9 protein-coding genes are annotated in these 14110 nt (G+C 61.1%); 6 read left to right on the top strand and 3 right to left on the bottom strand.

Annotated features, from left to right (window positions below; all coding sequences use genetic code 11):
* The first annotated feature begins 3 nt into the window (after window positions 1–3).
* Both AC06DS_RS03705 and AC06DS_RS03700 read left to right on the top strand, forming a co-directional pair.
* Window positions 4–483 carry a DUF3054 domain-containing protein gene (locus AC06DS_RS03705; protein WP_477101031.1) on the top strand — a complete coding sequence of 160 codons (480 nt, stop codon included), beginning with the start codon at window positions 4–6 and terminating at the stop codon, window positions 481–483.
* A 274-nt stretch (window positions 484–757) separates the two neighbouring features.
* Window positions 758–2863 carry a PhoX family protein gene (locus AC06DS_RS03700; RefSeq protein ID WP_477101030.1) on the top strand — a complete coding sequence of 702 codons (2106 nt, stop codon included), beginning with the start codon at window positions 758–760 and terminating at the stop codon, window positions 2861–2863.
* Between the two features lie 10 nt (window positions 2864–2873).
* Here the strand turns inward: AC06DS_RS03700 and AC06DS_RS03695 are convergent, their stop codons facing one another.
* Window positions 2874–3782: a LysR substrate-binding domain-containing protein gene (locus AC06DS_RS03695; RefSeq protein WP_477101029.1), complete on the bottom strand. Its 909-nt coding sequence runs from the start codon at window positions 3780–3782 to the stop codon at window positions 2874–2876.
* Window positions 3783–3978: 196 nt separating this feature from the next.
* Between AC06DS_RS03695 and AC06DS_RS03690 the strand changes: the two genes are divergently transcribed.
* The 4 genes from AC06DS_RS03690 (at window position 3979) to AC06DS_RS03675 (ending at window position 7205) form a co-directional block, all read left to right on the top strand.
* Window positions 3979–5211 (top strand): MFS transporter, encoded by a 1233-nt coding sequence (locus tag AC06DS_RS03690; RefSeq protein WP_477101028.1) that lies wholly within the window; start codon window positions 3979–3981, stop codon window positions 5209–5211.
* A 159-nt stretch (window positions 5212–5370) separates the two neighbouring features.
* Window positions 5371–5940, top strand: coding sequence for a DUF6230 family protein (locus AC06DS_RS03685; protein ID WP_293790506.1), 570 nt, complete (start codon window positions 5371–5373; stop codon window positions 5938–5940).
* Window positions 5927–6469: a DUF6114 domain-containing protein gene (locus AC06DS_RS03680; protein WP_477101027.1), complete on the top strand. Its 543-nt coding sequence runs from the start codon at window positions 5927–5929 to the stop codon at window positions 6467–6469. The genes AC06DS_RS03685 and AC06DS_RS03680 overlap by 14 nt, the downstream gene beginning before the upstream one ends.
* Window positions 6453–7205 (top strand): hypothetical protein, encoded by a 753-nt coding sequence (locus AC06DS_RS03675; protein ID WP_448306849.1) that lies wholly within the window; start codon window positions 6453–6455, stop codon window positions 7203–7205. The genes AC06DS_RS03680 and AC06DS_RS03675 overlap by 17 nt, the downstream gene beginning before the upstream one ends.
* A 21-nt stretch (window positions 7206–7226) precedes the next feature.
* Here the strand turns inward: AC06DS_RS03675 and AC06DS_RS03670 are convergent, their stop codons facing one another.
* Both AC06DS_RS03670 and pks13 read right to left on the bottom strand, forming a co-directional pair.
* Window positions 7227–8819, bottom strand: a complete 1593-nt coding sequence (locus tag AC06DS_RS03670) for an acyl-CoA carboxylase subunit beta (RefSeq protein ID WP_477101026.1) — start codon at window positions 8817–8819, stop codon at window positions 7227–7229.
* 92 nt (window positions 8820–8911) lie between these two features.
* A complete protein-coding gene (gene pks13 / locus AC06DS_RS03665; protein WP_477101025.1) occupies window positions 8912–13999 on the bottom strand; it encodes a polyketide synthase Pks13 in 5088 nt (1695 codons plus the stop codon).
* Window positions 14000–14110 lie beyond the last annotated feature (111 nt).

Genomic DNA, 14110 nt, shown 5'->3' with positions numbered 1-14110 from the left:
GCTATGACCACCAACCGCACCTCCACAGGCGATACTCCCGGCACCGTCCAGCGCGCCCCGGGGATGGCGCTGTGCTTCGACGTGCTCGCTGTTCTTTTGTTTGCGCTGCTGGCGCGCATTGCTCATAACACTCCCGAGATGCCGCTGAGCTTCACGGGCTGGCTGGATACCGCCTGGCCATTCCTGATTGGTGTGGCGATCGTATGGGCACTGCTGTGGATTGGTGTGGTACGACCGCGCAGTGGACGCAGTGGCTTTGAATTCTCTACGGGCGCGTTGGTGTGGATCGTCAATGTGATCGTCGGCCTGGGCATTTGGGGTGTCCGGCACGGGGAGGTTCCGCATTGGTCGTTCATGATTGTCGCGACGGTGATGAGCGGCCTGCTCCTATTCGGATGGCGCGGAATGTTTCGTCTGGGGAGGATGCGCAGGCTGGGGAGGCTCTCCCGCATGAAGCGCATGGGTCGGATCTTCGGCAAGTGAAGTAGATTTCAGTTGATTTAACCTGGCGTACACCTTTGCGCCACATGGGGTTCGTTCGCATTCCTTAGAGTTTTGCAAGAAGTCCGTACACGCTCATTAGACATCCGGCAGTGACTGGCCGGGCGCGATGAGACGACATGACGAAATGGCATGGCAAAACCAGCGTGTGCAGATGACGATAAAACTCAACAAAAGTTATAGGCCGGCAGCAAAACCGCGGATAAGCACCGTATTTGCGGCTCGGCCGACCACGAACATCGAGGAGAGATCCCCCATGGGCCTTAAGGGTCGTAACCTGCTGAAGAAGATGGACTTCACGTCCAGCCGTTCCCACCGCACCTGCGTTTACAAGTGCGGTGACGCTTGCTCCAAGCCAGTCAACAACAAGTCCGACAACAACTACTTCATGGACTTGATCCAGGGAACCTTCTCCCGTCGTACCGCACTACGCGCCAGTGGCGCAGCAGTCGTTACCGTCGGTGGCGCTTCTTTCCTGGCAGCCTGCAGCGACGACAATGGCAAGGACGGCGAGGCCAAGGGTGGCAACGGTGAGAACAAGGGCGGCGGCTCCAACGGCGACGTTGATGCACCGGACGGCCTGAAGTTCGAAATGGTCGAGCCGAACACCAAGGACGAGGTTGTTGTTCCGGCCGGCTACAAGTCCGAGGTTGTTATCCGCTGGGGCGACCCGGTTGTCGAGGGCGCTCCTGAGTTTGATGTAGACAAGCAGACCGCCGAGGCCGCCGCAAAGCAGTACGGCTTTAACTGCGACTTCGCAGCCCTGTTGCCGATCGAGGGTCAGGACAACCGCTTCCTGCTGGTTTCCAACCACGAGTACACCACCCCGCAGCAGATGATCCCGGACTACGACCTGGAGAACCCCTCCAAGGAGCACGTGGACATCGAGCTGGCCAACCACGGCATGTCCATTGTTGAGGTTGAGGGCAATAGCAAGGATGGCAAGCTGAAGCCTGTTATGGGCAAGTACAACCGCCGCCTGACCGGCACCACCGAGTTCGAGCTGCGCGGTCCGATCGTTGGCCACAAGCTGGTGAAGACCTCTGACGATAAGGAAGGCAAGATCGTCAAGGGCACCTTCAACAACTGCTCCGGTGGCGTCACCCCGTGGGGCACCATCCTTTCCGGTGAGGAGAACGTTGACCAGTACTTCGCAGGTGGCGAGAACGTCAAGGACGAGAAGGTGCGCGAGCGCCTGAGCCGCTACGGCATCGAGGATGCCAAGACTGCGCGTCAGTGGGAGAAGCACTACGACCGCTTCGACGTAACCAAGGAGCCGAACGAACCACACCGCTTCAACTACGTGGTTGAGGTTAACCCGTGGGATCCGAAGTCCACCCCGGTCAAGCACACCGCTCTGGGTCGCTTCAAGCACGAGGGCTCCAACATCCACGTCACCGACGACGGCACCGTAGTTGCTTACTCCGGCGACGACTCTCGCTTCGAGTACATCTACAAGTTCGTCTCTTCCCGCAAGATCCGCAGCGGTAACTCCGACAAGGATCGCGAAGAGAACATGAAGATCCTGGACGAGGGCACCCTGTACGTTGCTACCTTCGAGGGCAACAACAAGGACTTCGACTCCGAGAACCCGCCGAAGGGCGAGAAGTGCGACGGCACCGGCAAGTGGATCAAGCTGGTTACCGTCAAGGAGGACGGCTCCGCGGAATCCCACGTGGACGGCATGTCTGCTGAAGAGGTCATCGTCTTCACCCGCGAGGCAGGCGACAAAGTCGGCGCTACCAAGATGGACCGCCCAGAGGATGTCGAGCCGCACCCGACCACCGGCAAGATCTACGCTTCGCTGACCAACAACAAGTACCGCGGCGTGCAGGAAGAGGGCAAGGACTACGAAGAGGTCAAGGAGTACGCCCCGGTCAAGGAAAACAAGAACGGCATGGTCATCGAAATCGAGGATGACTTCACCGGCGAGGAACTCAAGTGGAACCTGCTGCTGGTCTGCGGTGACCCAGATGAGGCCGAGACCTACTTCGGCGGTTTCGACAAGTCCAAGGTGTCCCCTATCTCCTGCCCGGACAACGTCACCTTCGACTCCTTCGGCAACCTGTGGGTTTCCACCGACGGCAATGCTCTGGAGTCCAACGACGGCCTGTTCGCTGTAGCCCTGGAGGGCGACTCCCGTGGCCTGACCAAGCAGTTCCTGACCGTACCGGCAGGCGCTGAGACCTGTGGCCCACTGGTCTTCGATAAGCGCGTTATTGTCAACGTTCAGCACCCGGGTGAGGACGAGGAAGCTACCGTCAAGACCTCCAAGTCCCACTGGCCAGACGGCGGCGACTCCATCGCCCGCCCGGCCACCGTGGTGGCTTGGAAGGATGACTTCGGCACCATCGGCGCCTAAGGTTCGGCGCCTAGCCGAAGCGCAGCCTGCCGTCGCGCCGGACCGCCTGGTCCACGACGAACGCGCGGAACGCCTCGGCGGCGGGAGCCGACCGAGCGCGTGCACTCCAGACCATCCCTAGCTCCCTCTCGCGGTCTTCCTCGAGCGGGAGCATTTCTATGCCCGCGACCACCAGGTTCGGGTCCCCCATCGGCAGCAGGGCCACGCCCAGTCCGGCGCTTACCAGTCCCGCCATCGTGGTCAGCTCCATCGACTCAAACACCAGGCGTGGCCGGAAGCCCGCCGCGGCCGCCAGATCGTCCAACAGCATACGGGTTCCGTACCCCGGCAGCATGGCCACGAAGGGTTCGTCTGCGGCCTCTGCGATGCTAATGCTTGTGCGCCCCGCCCAGCGGTGGTTCGTCGGCACCGCCATTGCCAGCCTTTGGGTGGCCAGCTGCTGCCATCGCACCTCGCCGTCCTCCACCAGCGCATGTGGCTTCGGCCCTACCATCGCTACGTCGGATTCCCCGGCTACCACGCGATCCGTCAGTGGCCGTGCGGCGCCCTGCACCAGCTCGAACCTTACCTGCGGGTGCGCGTTCCTGAACTCCCGCAGCAGCTGCGGCACCATCCACGTGCCCAGTGAGTGCATGAAGTCCACGCGCACGGTTCCCCGCTCTGGATCCATCAGCCGGTGTACTTCGTCGACTCCCCGCTGCCATGCTTCATCGGCCTCGCGGGCGTGCCTGAACAGCGCGGCTCCGCATTCGTTGAGGGCGAGGTGCCTGCCGTTGCGGTCGAATAGCTCCGCACCGAGCTCTCTTTCCAGCGCCGATAGCCGCCGGGAGAGCGCCGACTGACTGATCCCCAGGCGCAGCGACGTATCCACCATGTTCTGGGTTTCAGCCAGGTCCAGGAGCCACGTTAGGTCTTTCACACTCTGTATCTTCCTTCTTGTCCTTCCTTCTTGCTCTTCTTATCGACGCCCACACTTCAGCATATGCGCTATCCGGGACAACCAAAGCTATTTATTGCATTTAGTGAATTGATACTGGTTGCGTCACACTAGATACATCGATTGTGGGCATGAGCCGCTAGAGAACCGCCCAGACTCGCAGGAAGGAGCTTCATCGGTGCCGGACCCCCTCGCAGACACTGCAAACACTGCGAACACCGCAGACGTTCACCCTCTCACCCCGGAGGATAAGGGCTACAAGATGGCACTTATCGCCTCCTTGTGTTCAGGCCTGGCTTCGTACAACGCTCTGTACGCCACCCAGGCTGTCCTCCCGGCGCTGTCGGAAGACTTCGGCATTTCGCCCTCACTGGCCGCACTGACCGTCTCCGCCACCACGGGCGGGCTAGCTCTCATGGTCATCCCGCTCAGCATCGTTTCGGAGCGCTTCGGCCGTCGCCACGTCATCCAAGCTTCCGTCCTGGCGGCTACCATTCTTTCCCTGGCGCTCGTTGCACTCCCCTCGATCCAGTCGATCATCGCAGTGCGGCTTTTACAAGGCATCGCAGTGGCGGGTGTACCTGCCGTGACAATGGCCTTCCTCTCCGAAGAGATCGATCGCCGTTATTTACCCCGCATCATGGGCTTTTATATTGCCGGTAATTCACTCGGCGGCCTCATCGGCAGGCTCATCCCGGGAATCGCTCTTGAGTTCACTAATTGGCGTATCGCCACACTCTTGAGCGCCGTTTTCGCATTCTCGATGGCGCTTCTCACCACCTGGGTTCTGCCCAAGCAGCAGTTCTTCACGCCGAAGAAGATCACCCTGTCCCATGAAGTTCAGGCTTTCACCAACCATCTGCGTGATCCGATCCTTCTGAAGCTCTTCCTCCTGCCCTTCCTGCTGATGGGTAGCTTCGTCTCCCTGTACAACTACATGACCTTTCGGCTGATCCATACTTTCGGTCTGCCGGAGTCACTGACCGCCCTAGTCTTCGTCATATACCTTTCGGGCACCTGGACCTCCACCCGCACGGGCAAAATGGTCAACAGCTTTGGCCAATCCAAGGTCGTGGTCACGTGCATCGCATTGGCTCTGGTCGGCTTGTTCTTCGCCTTTATCCCGACCATTCCCACCACCTTGGTGGCCGTGCTGCTGTTTACTGCCACCTTCTTCCCCGCTCACTCAATTGCTAGTGCATGGGTCGGCGAGGTCGCGCGGCAGGATCGCGCGGAGGCTTCCAGCCTGTACATCCTGAGCTACTATCTCGGTTCTTCCGTCATTGGCTGGGTGTCCGGCTACTTCTTTGCCCACAGTTGGGGCCTGTTTATCGGGTGGCTGATCCTATTGACCTTTATCGCCCTCGTCACCGCCCTTGCCGCCATGCGACGAGTGAGAGCTGATTCTTAATGACGCCACAATGCCAGCTATAGCCCTTTCAGCAAAAACTTAGCGCGTGGACTAATAAGAGGAGCTTTGTTCGTATTGGGGTTCCAAATTATTTAAACCAATACATTTTTTTAGATAAAAAACCTCCTTTCACTCCGATGCGTGTTTAAGATCACTCCCATGGGACATACTCGTAAAGTACGATTCGCATCGATTCTCGGCGTGGGGTTGCTAGCCACAGCCGGCATGGGCGTCGCAGTCGCCCAGGGTGGCGTGTCCGCCCACCTGGCACTATCCGGCACCATTTTCAACATGGAAGTCGGGGAACTGGATGGCAAGGGCTTTGACCTATTCACCGACGTTGACAAGATGCACAACGGTGATCAAGCAATCTCGCGCCTGCGCATCAAGGATGCCAAGGTAACGGATGTCTGCATGACTGCCCCGATTAACCTTCCTGGGGTTGGCGAGAAGAAGTTCCAAATGACCGTTCCAGGTCAGAACTTCTCCGCCGACAATATGCTGATCGGCGCCCGCAAGCTCTCCGGTGACCTGACATTGAAGAACCCGCAGATTGGTGTGGACGCGGGCAAGATCGACAAGGATGCGCCCGATGGCGGCTGGGGAATCTTCGCCGATTCCCTATCGGCGAAGGGTCAGGGCATCGAGGCGACCTCTCTGTCCGCGGATAAGATGACCGCAGGTGGCAGCAAGATCGCGATTGTGGATAAAGACAATGCCGAGTGCTAACTCCAGCACAAACCCCGAGCTGGATCCGAACTACGACCCAGATCTAGATGCAGATCTCGATGCGGATAGCGCACCGAACACCGCTGTCGCTCAAGACGCAGAGGAGCACCAGGTAGCCGCGGTGAAGAACACCCGTGGCTTCACCCGCTGGCGTCGCGGCCGCCCCTTCGCGGCGGGGCTGTTCATGCTTTTGTCGGGCATCATCATGATCGTTCCGGCCTACCTGTCGTTCGAGGTATCGAACATCATTATTCAGGTATCCACGATCTCCGGTGTATCCACGCTACTTATTGGCGCCCTGCTTATTACCTCAGGCCTCATGACGTGGTTTAAGCCCGACGCTCGACTACTCACTGGCGTGGCAGCGCTCATCCTCGGCATTGTGGCGCTCCCAATGTCGAATATCGGTGGCTTTGTCATAGGAACCTTGTGCGCCGTTATTGGCGGAGCCTTGGCTCTGTCGTGGACGGATGAAGAAAAGGCGCCTAAGGGCGTCAAGAAAAGGAAGGTCGATGAGCAAGCAGCATAAGCGCGGCGGCATTGCCAAGGCCGTTGTCGCCGCAGCATCGATGTGCGGGCTGGTGGCAGCGATGGCGGTCGAGATGTCGCCAACTGCCGAGGCGCAGCTGCAGCTCCCGCCGCTGCCTCCCCTACCGCAGTCTCCACAGCTGCCACCAGCACCAAAGCTGCCACCGGCGCCAAAGCTGCCACCGCCTCCTTCGCCTCCGAAGGTGCCGGAGAACCTGCGGGTGGATCTCACTCCGCCGGGCCCAATCAAGGGCGAGCGACCTGTGCAGAATGGCACCTACGTGATCAAGAGCGACAACACGCGCCTGCTTGGACACGTGAAGATGTCGCTTGTACAACAGGCCACGCCCCAGGGGCCAAAGCCCGCGCTGCGGATCGACGCCGACAAGGCGATCCTGACGAACCTTTCGGTGCAGTTCCCGACTCCGGGAGCAGGCTCTGGAGGTGGCATTTGGCAGCGGACTGGACCGGGACAGATCACCACGTTGACCGGTAATTTTCACATTGTGGTGAGCTCGCTTAACGTCACCCCGCGCGTGGCCGGACTACCGCTGATCCCGCTGCCCATCGACGCAAACATGGCGCCGAAGGAGCTGCAGGAAGCCGCGAAGAAGATCGGATTGGGCACGCCAGACGCGCTCTCCGAGCACCTGGAGATGACAAACGGCACCATGCAGACGTACTTCGTGAAGGCCGACGAGCTGAAGCTACCCAAGGGCACCCAGATCGGGATGTAAACACCCTGGTAAGAAGGGCAGCTACATCGGCATAATGGTGTGCTTCTTTGGCGGCTCCAGCACCTGCTTGTTACGCAGTTGACGCATAGCCTGACGCAGGCGGATGCGGGTCTGATCCGGAGTAATCACGGAATCCACATAACCCCGCTCCGCTGCCACATAAGGGCTGGTCATGTTCGCATTGTAGAAGTCCATAAACATCTTCTTCGCCGCCGGGCGTTGCTCCTCTGGCATCGCAGCCAGGGCCTTGCCCTGCATCATCACCACAGCAGCTTCTGCACCCATCACGGCGATCTGCGCAGTCGGCCAGACCAGGTTTATGTCCGCGCCCAGGTTCTTCGAACCCATCACGGCATAACCACCACCGAAGGCCTTGCGCACCACCACGGTCACCTTCGGCACCGTGGCCTCCACCGTGGCAAAGCCCAGCTTTGCGCCGCGGTGAATCAGGCCGGCCTTTTCCTGCTCCACGCCCGGCATGTATCCGGGTGTGTCCACGACCCACACGAGGGGGACATTGTAGGCGTCACAAATACGGATAAAGCGCGCAGCCTTATCCGCAGCGTCGGCGTCCAAGCAACCGGCCAGTTCCATCGGCTGGTTGGCCACGACACCCACCGCATGGCCATCGATACGGGCGAAAGCCGTGACGACATTGGAACCGTAGTCGCCTTGGACCTCCAGCACATTGTCATCATCGAAGATGCGGGTGAGCACCTCCATGATGTCGTAACCCGCGTTCGGGTCATCCGGAATGATGTCGTTGAGCTCAAAGTCGCGCTCGGTCAGCTCGTCATTCGGCGCCCAGAACTCCGGGGTCTCGTCAAAGGTGCTGGCAGGTAGGAAATCCAGCAGATCCTTGACGTAGTTGAAGGCATCCTCTTCGCTGCTTGCGACGTAGGAAACATTGCCGTTGCGGGCTTGTTGACGCGCACCGCCGAGCTCTTCCATCGAGATCTTCTCGCCCGTCACTGATTCGATGACGGCTGGGCCAGTGACGAACATCTGCGTGCGACCTTCGACGGCCACCACGAAGTCGGTGGTCACGGGCGCATACACCGCGCCACCAGCTGAAGGGCCTAGCAGGATGGAGATCTGTGGGGACTGGCCACTTAGAGGTAGCTGTCGGCGCGAGATCTCGGAGTACATTGCCAGGGACATCACGGCATCCTGAATACGTGCACCACCGGAATCGTTGATGCCGATGACGGGGCAGCCGATGCGAATGGCCATGTCCATGACCTCGCAGACCTTCTTACCGAAGGTCTCACCCACAGAGCCGCCATATACCGTCTTATCGTGGGCATATACCGCGACGGTGCGTCCGCCAACCCGGCCATAGCCGGTGACCACGCCATCGCCGTAGGGAGCATCCTCTTCGCCTGGAGTGCGCCCCAGCGCCCCGATTTCCACGAACGTGCCCTCGTCGAGAAGCGCGTTGATGCGCTGGCGGGGAGTCGTCAATCCCGCCTTGTCGCGCCTGGCCTTTGCTTTCTCGGAGCCCGGATCCTGCGCCTGTTCCAGCCTGCGGTGCAGTTCCGCCAGCTTTTCGGCGGTAGCGCCGGTGGCTTCGGTGCCGTTTGCGGCGGTTGCTCCCTCATCGGCAGCAGTCACAGTGAAAGTCCCTTCGTGTTCGACAAGCCCTCTAAAGGAGCTATCTCGTTATTCGCCGTCTGCGTTTCAGCTCTAGGTCGGCGCTGGACCGACTAAGCGCCGTCCTCAATATGTGTGGCGATCACGCGTCCCACTTTAGAGATCTCTGGCTCGTCCACAATAGCTAGGTGGTCGCCACGCAGCTGAATGATCTCCAGGTCCTCGACGATCGCGCCCCAGCCACCGTCTGCGGCAATCTCGACGTACGCTGGCTCGAGCTCGATCGCACCGTCGTGCATCCGCTCCGCGCGGAACAGCGTGACCGGCGCTTTCACGTCGGCCCATGCACCGAAGTCCAGGGATTCCAGGATGCGATTATCCACGAAGCTGGCGCGCTGGTGCTCAAGAACGCCCGCGGGCAACCCCATACCCTTCGCTTCCGGCGATGCCAGGAACTGCTGGAAGAGTTGCATCATCACGCCCTCGCCCTGCTGATCCAGCAGTTCGTGCGGAACCTCTAACGGCAGACCATACGTCTTTTGGGCAAAGGCCGCATAGCGATCCCACCGCGCGTGCATTTCTTCCTTAGTATCCGGAGCGGGGTTCTTTGGCTGCACGGTATCCAGCAGCACAATCCGCTGGATCTCCACGCTCGGCTCCCCCGCGGCAGCACGCTTACCTAACTGGTGAGCGACTTCATAAGCCAGGGCACCACCGAAGCTCCAACCGCCCAACACGACCGGCTGGCCGTCGGCTAGCTCGATGATCTCCTCCAGGTAGGAGGCCGCACGATCAGCCAGCTCGCCTTCCAGACGCTCCACGCCGTACACCGGAACGTCCTCCGGCAGGCGGCGCATCAGGGGCGCATACACAACAGAGGATCCGCCTGCCGGGTGGAACAGGAACACCGCAGGTCGAGTACTGCCCTCAGGGCGTGCACGCAGGACACGGATATTGCCCTCGACTTCGCTTTCCAGGCTGCTGCGCACCTTCTCACTCAGCGGTTCCAAAGTGTCGGCGGCCAGTACATCTTCCGCGCTGACCTTTGCACCCGAACGCTCGGAAAGACGTTCCGCGATGCCACGAGCCTGTTCCTCGTCGATACTCGGTAGCTCACTAGTCACGCCCGGAGCAGCCTTGCCGGTTACCTTTGCCCAGGTAGCGAAGACAAGTCGCTCGCTGGCGTCGCGCGGCGCTACGCCACCGCCCGTCGCGGTGTAATCGGTCGCTGCGTCACTGTCGTTGTCTCTGCCGTCGCTGTCTTCACCATTGTTATTGGCGACGCCACCTTCTCCGCCGGCAGCCTTGTCAGCAGTACCGGCAGCAGCATCCTCACCCGAGTGACGTTCCGCGATCATCTGCTCTACAAGCGCAATCACGTCGTCCACCGAACCATCGCGCAGTGCCTGAACCTGCAGTGGAGGCAGATCGAAATCGTATTCCACGCGGTTCTTAATACGCATGCCCATCAGGGAATCGAGCCCCAGATCGATCAACGGCAGCTCACCAGGCAGGTCCTCAATGTCATAACCCATGGATTCGGAGACAATCGCGCGCAGGCGATCACCGGCGGACTCGCCGGAATTCGGATCCCAGCGATCCGCAGTCTCATCGACCTCCGGGAGTGTGTTGCCTGCGCTCTCCTTTGCCAGTGCCTGGGCTGCGGGAGCTGCCGGCGCCTCGCCGGAATCGGCGGTTCCTGGCGCCTTGGTGGCGTCCATTCCAATACCCTCAGCTACACCACCAAGAGTGGCGATGAATACCTCCGCAACCAGCGGCATTGCCTGCGCACCGGGCGCATCGGCAGCATAGATCGACAGCGACCAACCGCCCAACGAACCGGAGGCGATGGTCGTGAGCTGGCCGGCAGTCGGCAACGGGGCGTGGTCGCGGGTGGCGGCTACGGTGGCCTGTCCTGCATCGCCACCGGTCAGCGCCTCAGCCGCGGCCTCGGCCAGCAGCGCAATGCTGGGCACGTCCTCGGCGGGCACGCTGAAGACCACACGACCGTCGGGCAGGTTCACGCGGGTGCCCGGCAAGTCCACAGCGGGCCCGGAGGAGGGGCGGGCGCTGGTCCAGTGGCGCTGCAGGTTCCATTGCGTACCCGGCACCTTCGGCAGCGGGCTACGCGCACCGGCCTTAACCGTCGCCAGATCCTGCGGGGTACGGGACCCAGCGGCCAGGGCCTTCAGGTTGAGATCCGCGCCTTGCACATAAAGCTCCGCGAGGGTGGATAGCAAGGTCTGGGACACTGGCTCCTTGCGCTTGAGCAGGAACAATAGCTTGGAATCGCTGGCGTTGTGGGCGAAGGAGTTATTCATCAAAGGCATTAGCGCCACCGGGTTCGGGGAGAACTCGATAAAGGTGCGATAACCATCGTCGAACTGCTTACCGGTTGCCTCAGAGAACCAGACCGGCTGGCGCGTGCAGCGCAGGAAGTACTCGGCGTCGTGAACGACCTCGCCCGGGGTGTACACACGGCCACGATCCACGGTGGAGTACAGAGGCGTGTGGATGGGCTGCGGATCCAGGTCGCTGATCTCGTAGTGCAGCTCGCCCAGGATCGGATCCAGCATCGAGGTATGCCCCGCGCCCTTTACCTTCAGCAGGCGGGCAAACTTGCCCTCGCCTTCCAGGTATTCGACGAGCTTCTGCACCGGCTCGGCGGGCCCACCGACGGTGGTCATGCCCGGCGCGGTGTACACAGCAGGCTCTACCTGGGAGTATTCCGGGTGTTCGGCGGTAAAGGTGGCTAGCTCCTCTACTCCGAACTCGACAACCGCCATGGCGCCCTGCTTGTCCTCTGGGAGGAGGCGCTCGCCCTCGCCCATAAGGCGGGCACGGTGGCAAGCGGTTCGTACGGCCTCTTCGGCGGTGATTCCGCCCACGGCGTAGGCCGCTGCGATCTCACCCATCGACTGGCCGACAACAGCGGCGGGCTTCGTGCCCAGCGCTCGCATTAGGTCATTCAGCGCAATCTGGACGCAGGTGATGCCCACCTGGGCGCGCTCAGTGTCGTAGTTCTGTTCATCGTCCAGCACCATGTCGGTGAAAGACCAGCCGGATTCGGCCAGCACGACCTTATCCAGCTCATCCAGGCGCGCGGCGAAGAACTCAGATAGCTCGTACAAATCCTTGGCCATCTTGCGGAACTGGGAACCGAAGCCGGAGAACACCCACACCGGGCCGTTGGCCGACGGAGAGTCAGCTGTCTTAGCCGTCGCGTTCTGCTTACCTGCAGCGATGCGCTGTAGCCCGGCGATGGCCTCCCCGACCGTCGCTGCGGAAACCACGCCACGAGAGCGGCCATGATTGTGGCCTGCCAGCGCCATGGCCACCCCACGAAGCTGCTCTGGCTCGGCAAAGGATTCCTGGTTCTGCTCCAGGTACTCGGCCAGCGCTGCGGCGGCTTCGCGGCGTCGGGAAGGCAGCAAACCACTCACAGGCAGCAGAACGCGCGGGGCCTCACCCGCTGCGTCTGCATGGTCTAGACCGATCGGAGCAACGCCGACGGTGCCCGCGGTGCTGCCCACGCCCGCCGCCGCTTCCTCTTCTAGGTCCGGTGCGGCGATCACGACGTGCGCATTTGTACCGCCGAAGCCAAAACCGGACACGCCTGCAACGGCGCGGCCGGAATACTCTGGCCATTCGCGCGGATCCTCCACGACTTCCAAGTGCTCGCGGTCAAAGTCAATATAGGGGTTTGGCCCCGTGTAGTTCAGGCTCGGCGGCAGCACACCCTCGCGCATTGCCATCACGACCTTCATTACGCCCGCGACACCCGCGGCAGCCTCCGTGTGTCCGAAGTTCGTCTTCGCACTTCCCAGCAGCAGAGGTTCAGCAATGTCGCGTTCGCGCCCCAAAACGGTACCCAACGCAGTTGCTTCAATCGGGTCGCCCAGGATCGTTCCGGTGCCGTGGGCTTCCACATAGTCCACGGACTGCGGGGCGATCCGTGCATCGGCGTATGCACTGCGCAGCACGTCGACCTGTGCATCCGGGTTCGGGGCGGTCAGGCCGTTGGAACGTCCATCGGAGTTCACCGCCGAGCCCTTAATCACAGCCAGCACGTCATCGCCATCGCGGCGCGCATCCTCCAGTCGCTTCAGCACGACCACACCAGCGCCGTCGGAACGCACAATCCCGTCCGCGTCATCACTGAACGCACGAATACCACCCGTCGGGCTGAGCACTCCAAGCTCGGAAAACGCCACCGTTGCAAAGGGACTGCATAGGAGGTTGACGCCACCCGCTACAGCAACATCAGACTCACCATCGCGTAAGGAGCGCACCGCCTGGTGAATTGCTACTAGCGACGACGAGCAGGCCGTATCCATTGCCACGGAAGGCCCCCGGAAATCGAAGGCATAGGACACGCGGTTAGCGATGATGGAACTGGAATTACCCGTCAGGGCATAAGGGTGCGCCTCCGCCGGGTCGGCGGAGATCAACATGCCGTAGTCGTTATTGGTGTTACCCATGAACACGCCGACCTGCTTACCGCGCAGCTGGTTGGCAGGGATATGTGCATCTTCCAATGCCTCCCACGTCAGCTGTAGGATCATGCGCTGCTGCGGATCCATATTCGCAGCCTCCAATGGAGACAGGCCGAAGAATTCCGCGTCGAAGGAGGCAATATCTTCGATATAGCCACCGGTCAGCTGTGCTTGCTCCATGCGGCGCGTCATTTCCGGATCACGGGAATACTCCGACCAGCGACCGGCGGGCAGTTCGCCCACGCCGGAGCGGTAGCTGGAGAACATCTCCCACATCTCATCCGCATTCTCGGCGCCGGGGTAGCGGCCAGCCATGCCAACCACGGCAATATCGCGCTGGCCAAGCGGCAATGGCCCGCCTGCGGCGGAAGCACCGGTTACGGAGCCTGCGGCGTCGCTACCCACAACCGCACCAGTACCGCGACCATTCATCAGGTGCTCTGCCAGTGCGGCGATGGTGTTGAACTCGTAGGCAATCGTGGCGTCTAGGTGGGCGCCAAGCAGGCGCTCAAGGTCACCGGAGAGGACGACGACATCGCGAGAGGATAAGCCGAAATCCTGCATTGAACGCTCATCGGCGATCTCCGTGGCGTCCAGACCAGTGGTATCCGCGACCCAGGTGCGTAACCAGTCCCGCATCTGTTGGATCGTTGCGGGGCGAGAGTGCTGGTCCGCCGAGGGGGCGTCCTGCTGGTTGTCTGCCATGGAAAGTCGCCGATTCCTTTCGTACCTAATGCCTTCGATAAGGCTTAGTGTGGGTCGTGAGTGAGTCCTAACGTAGCGCCATATTTTAACGCGCCGAAGTCGCTTTATGGA

The organism is Corynebacterium sp. TUM25015 (assembly GCF_056393505.1).
The sequence above is the reverse complement of the archived record's forward strand: the minus strand, read 5'-3'. Positions and strand labels throughout refer to the sequence as shown.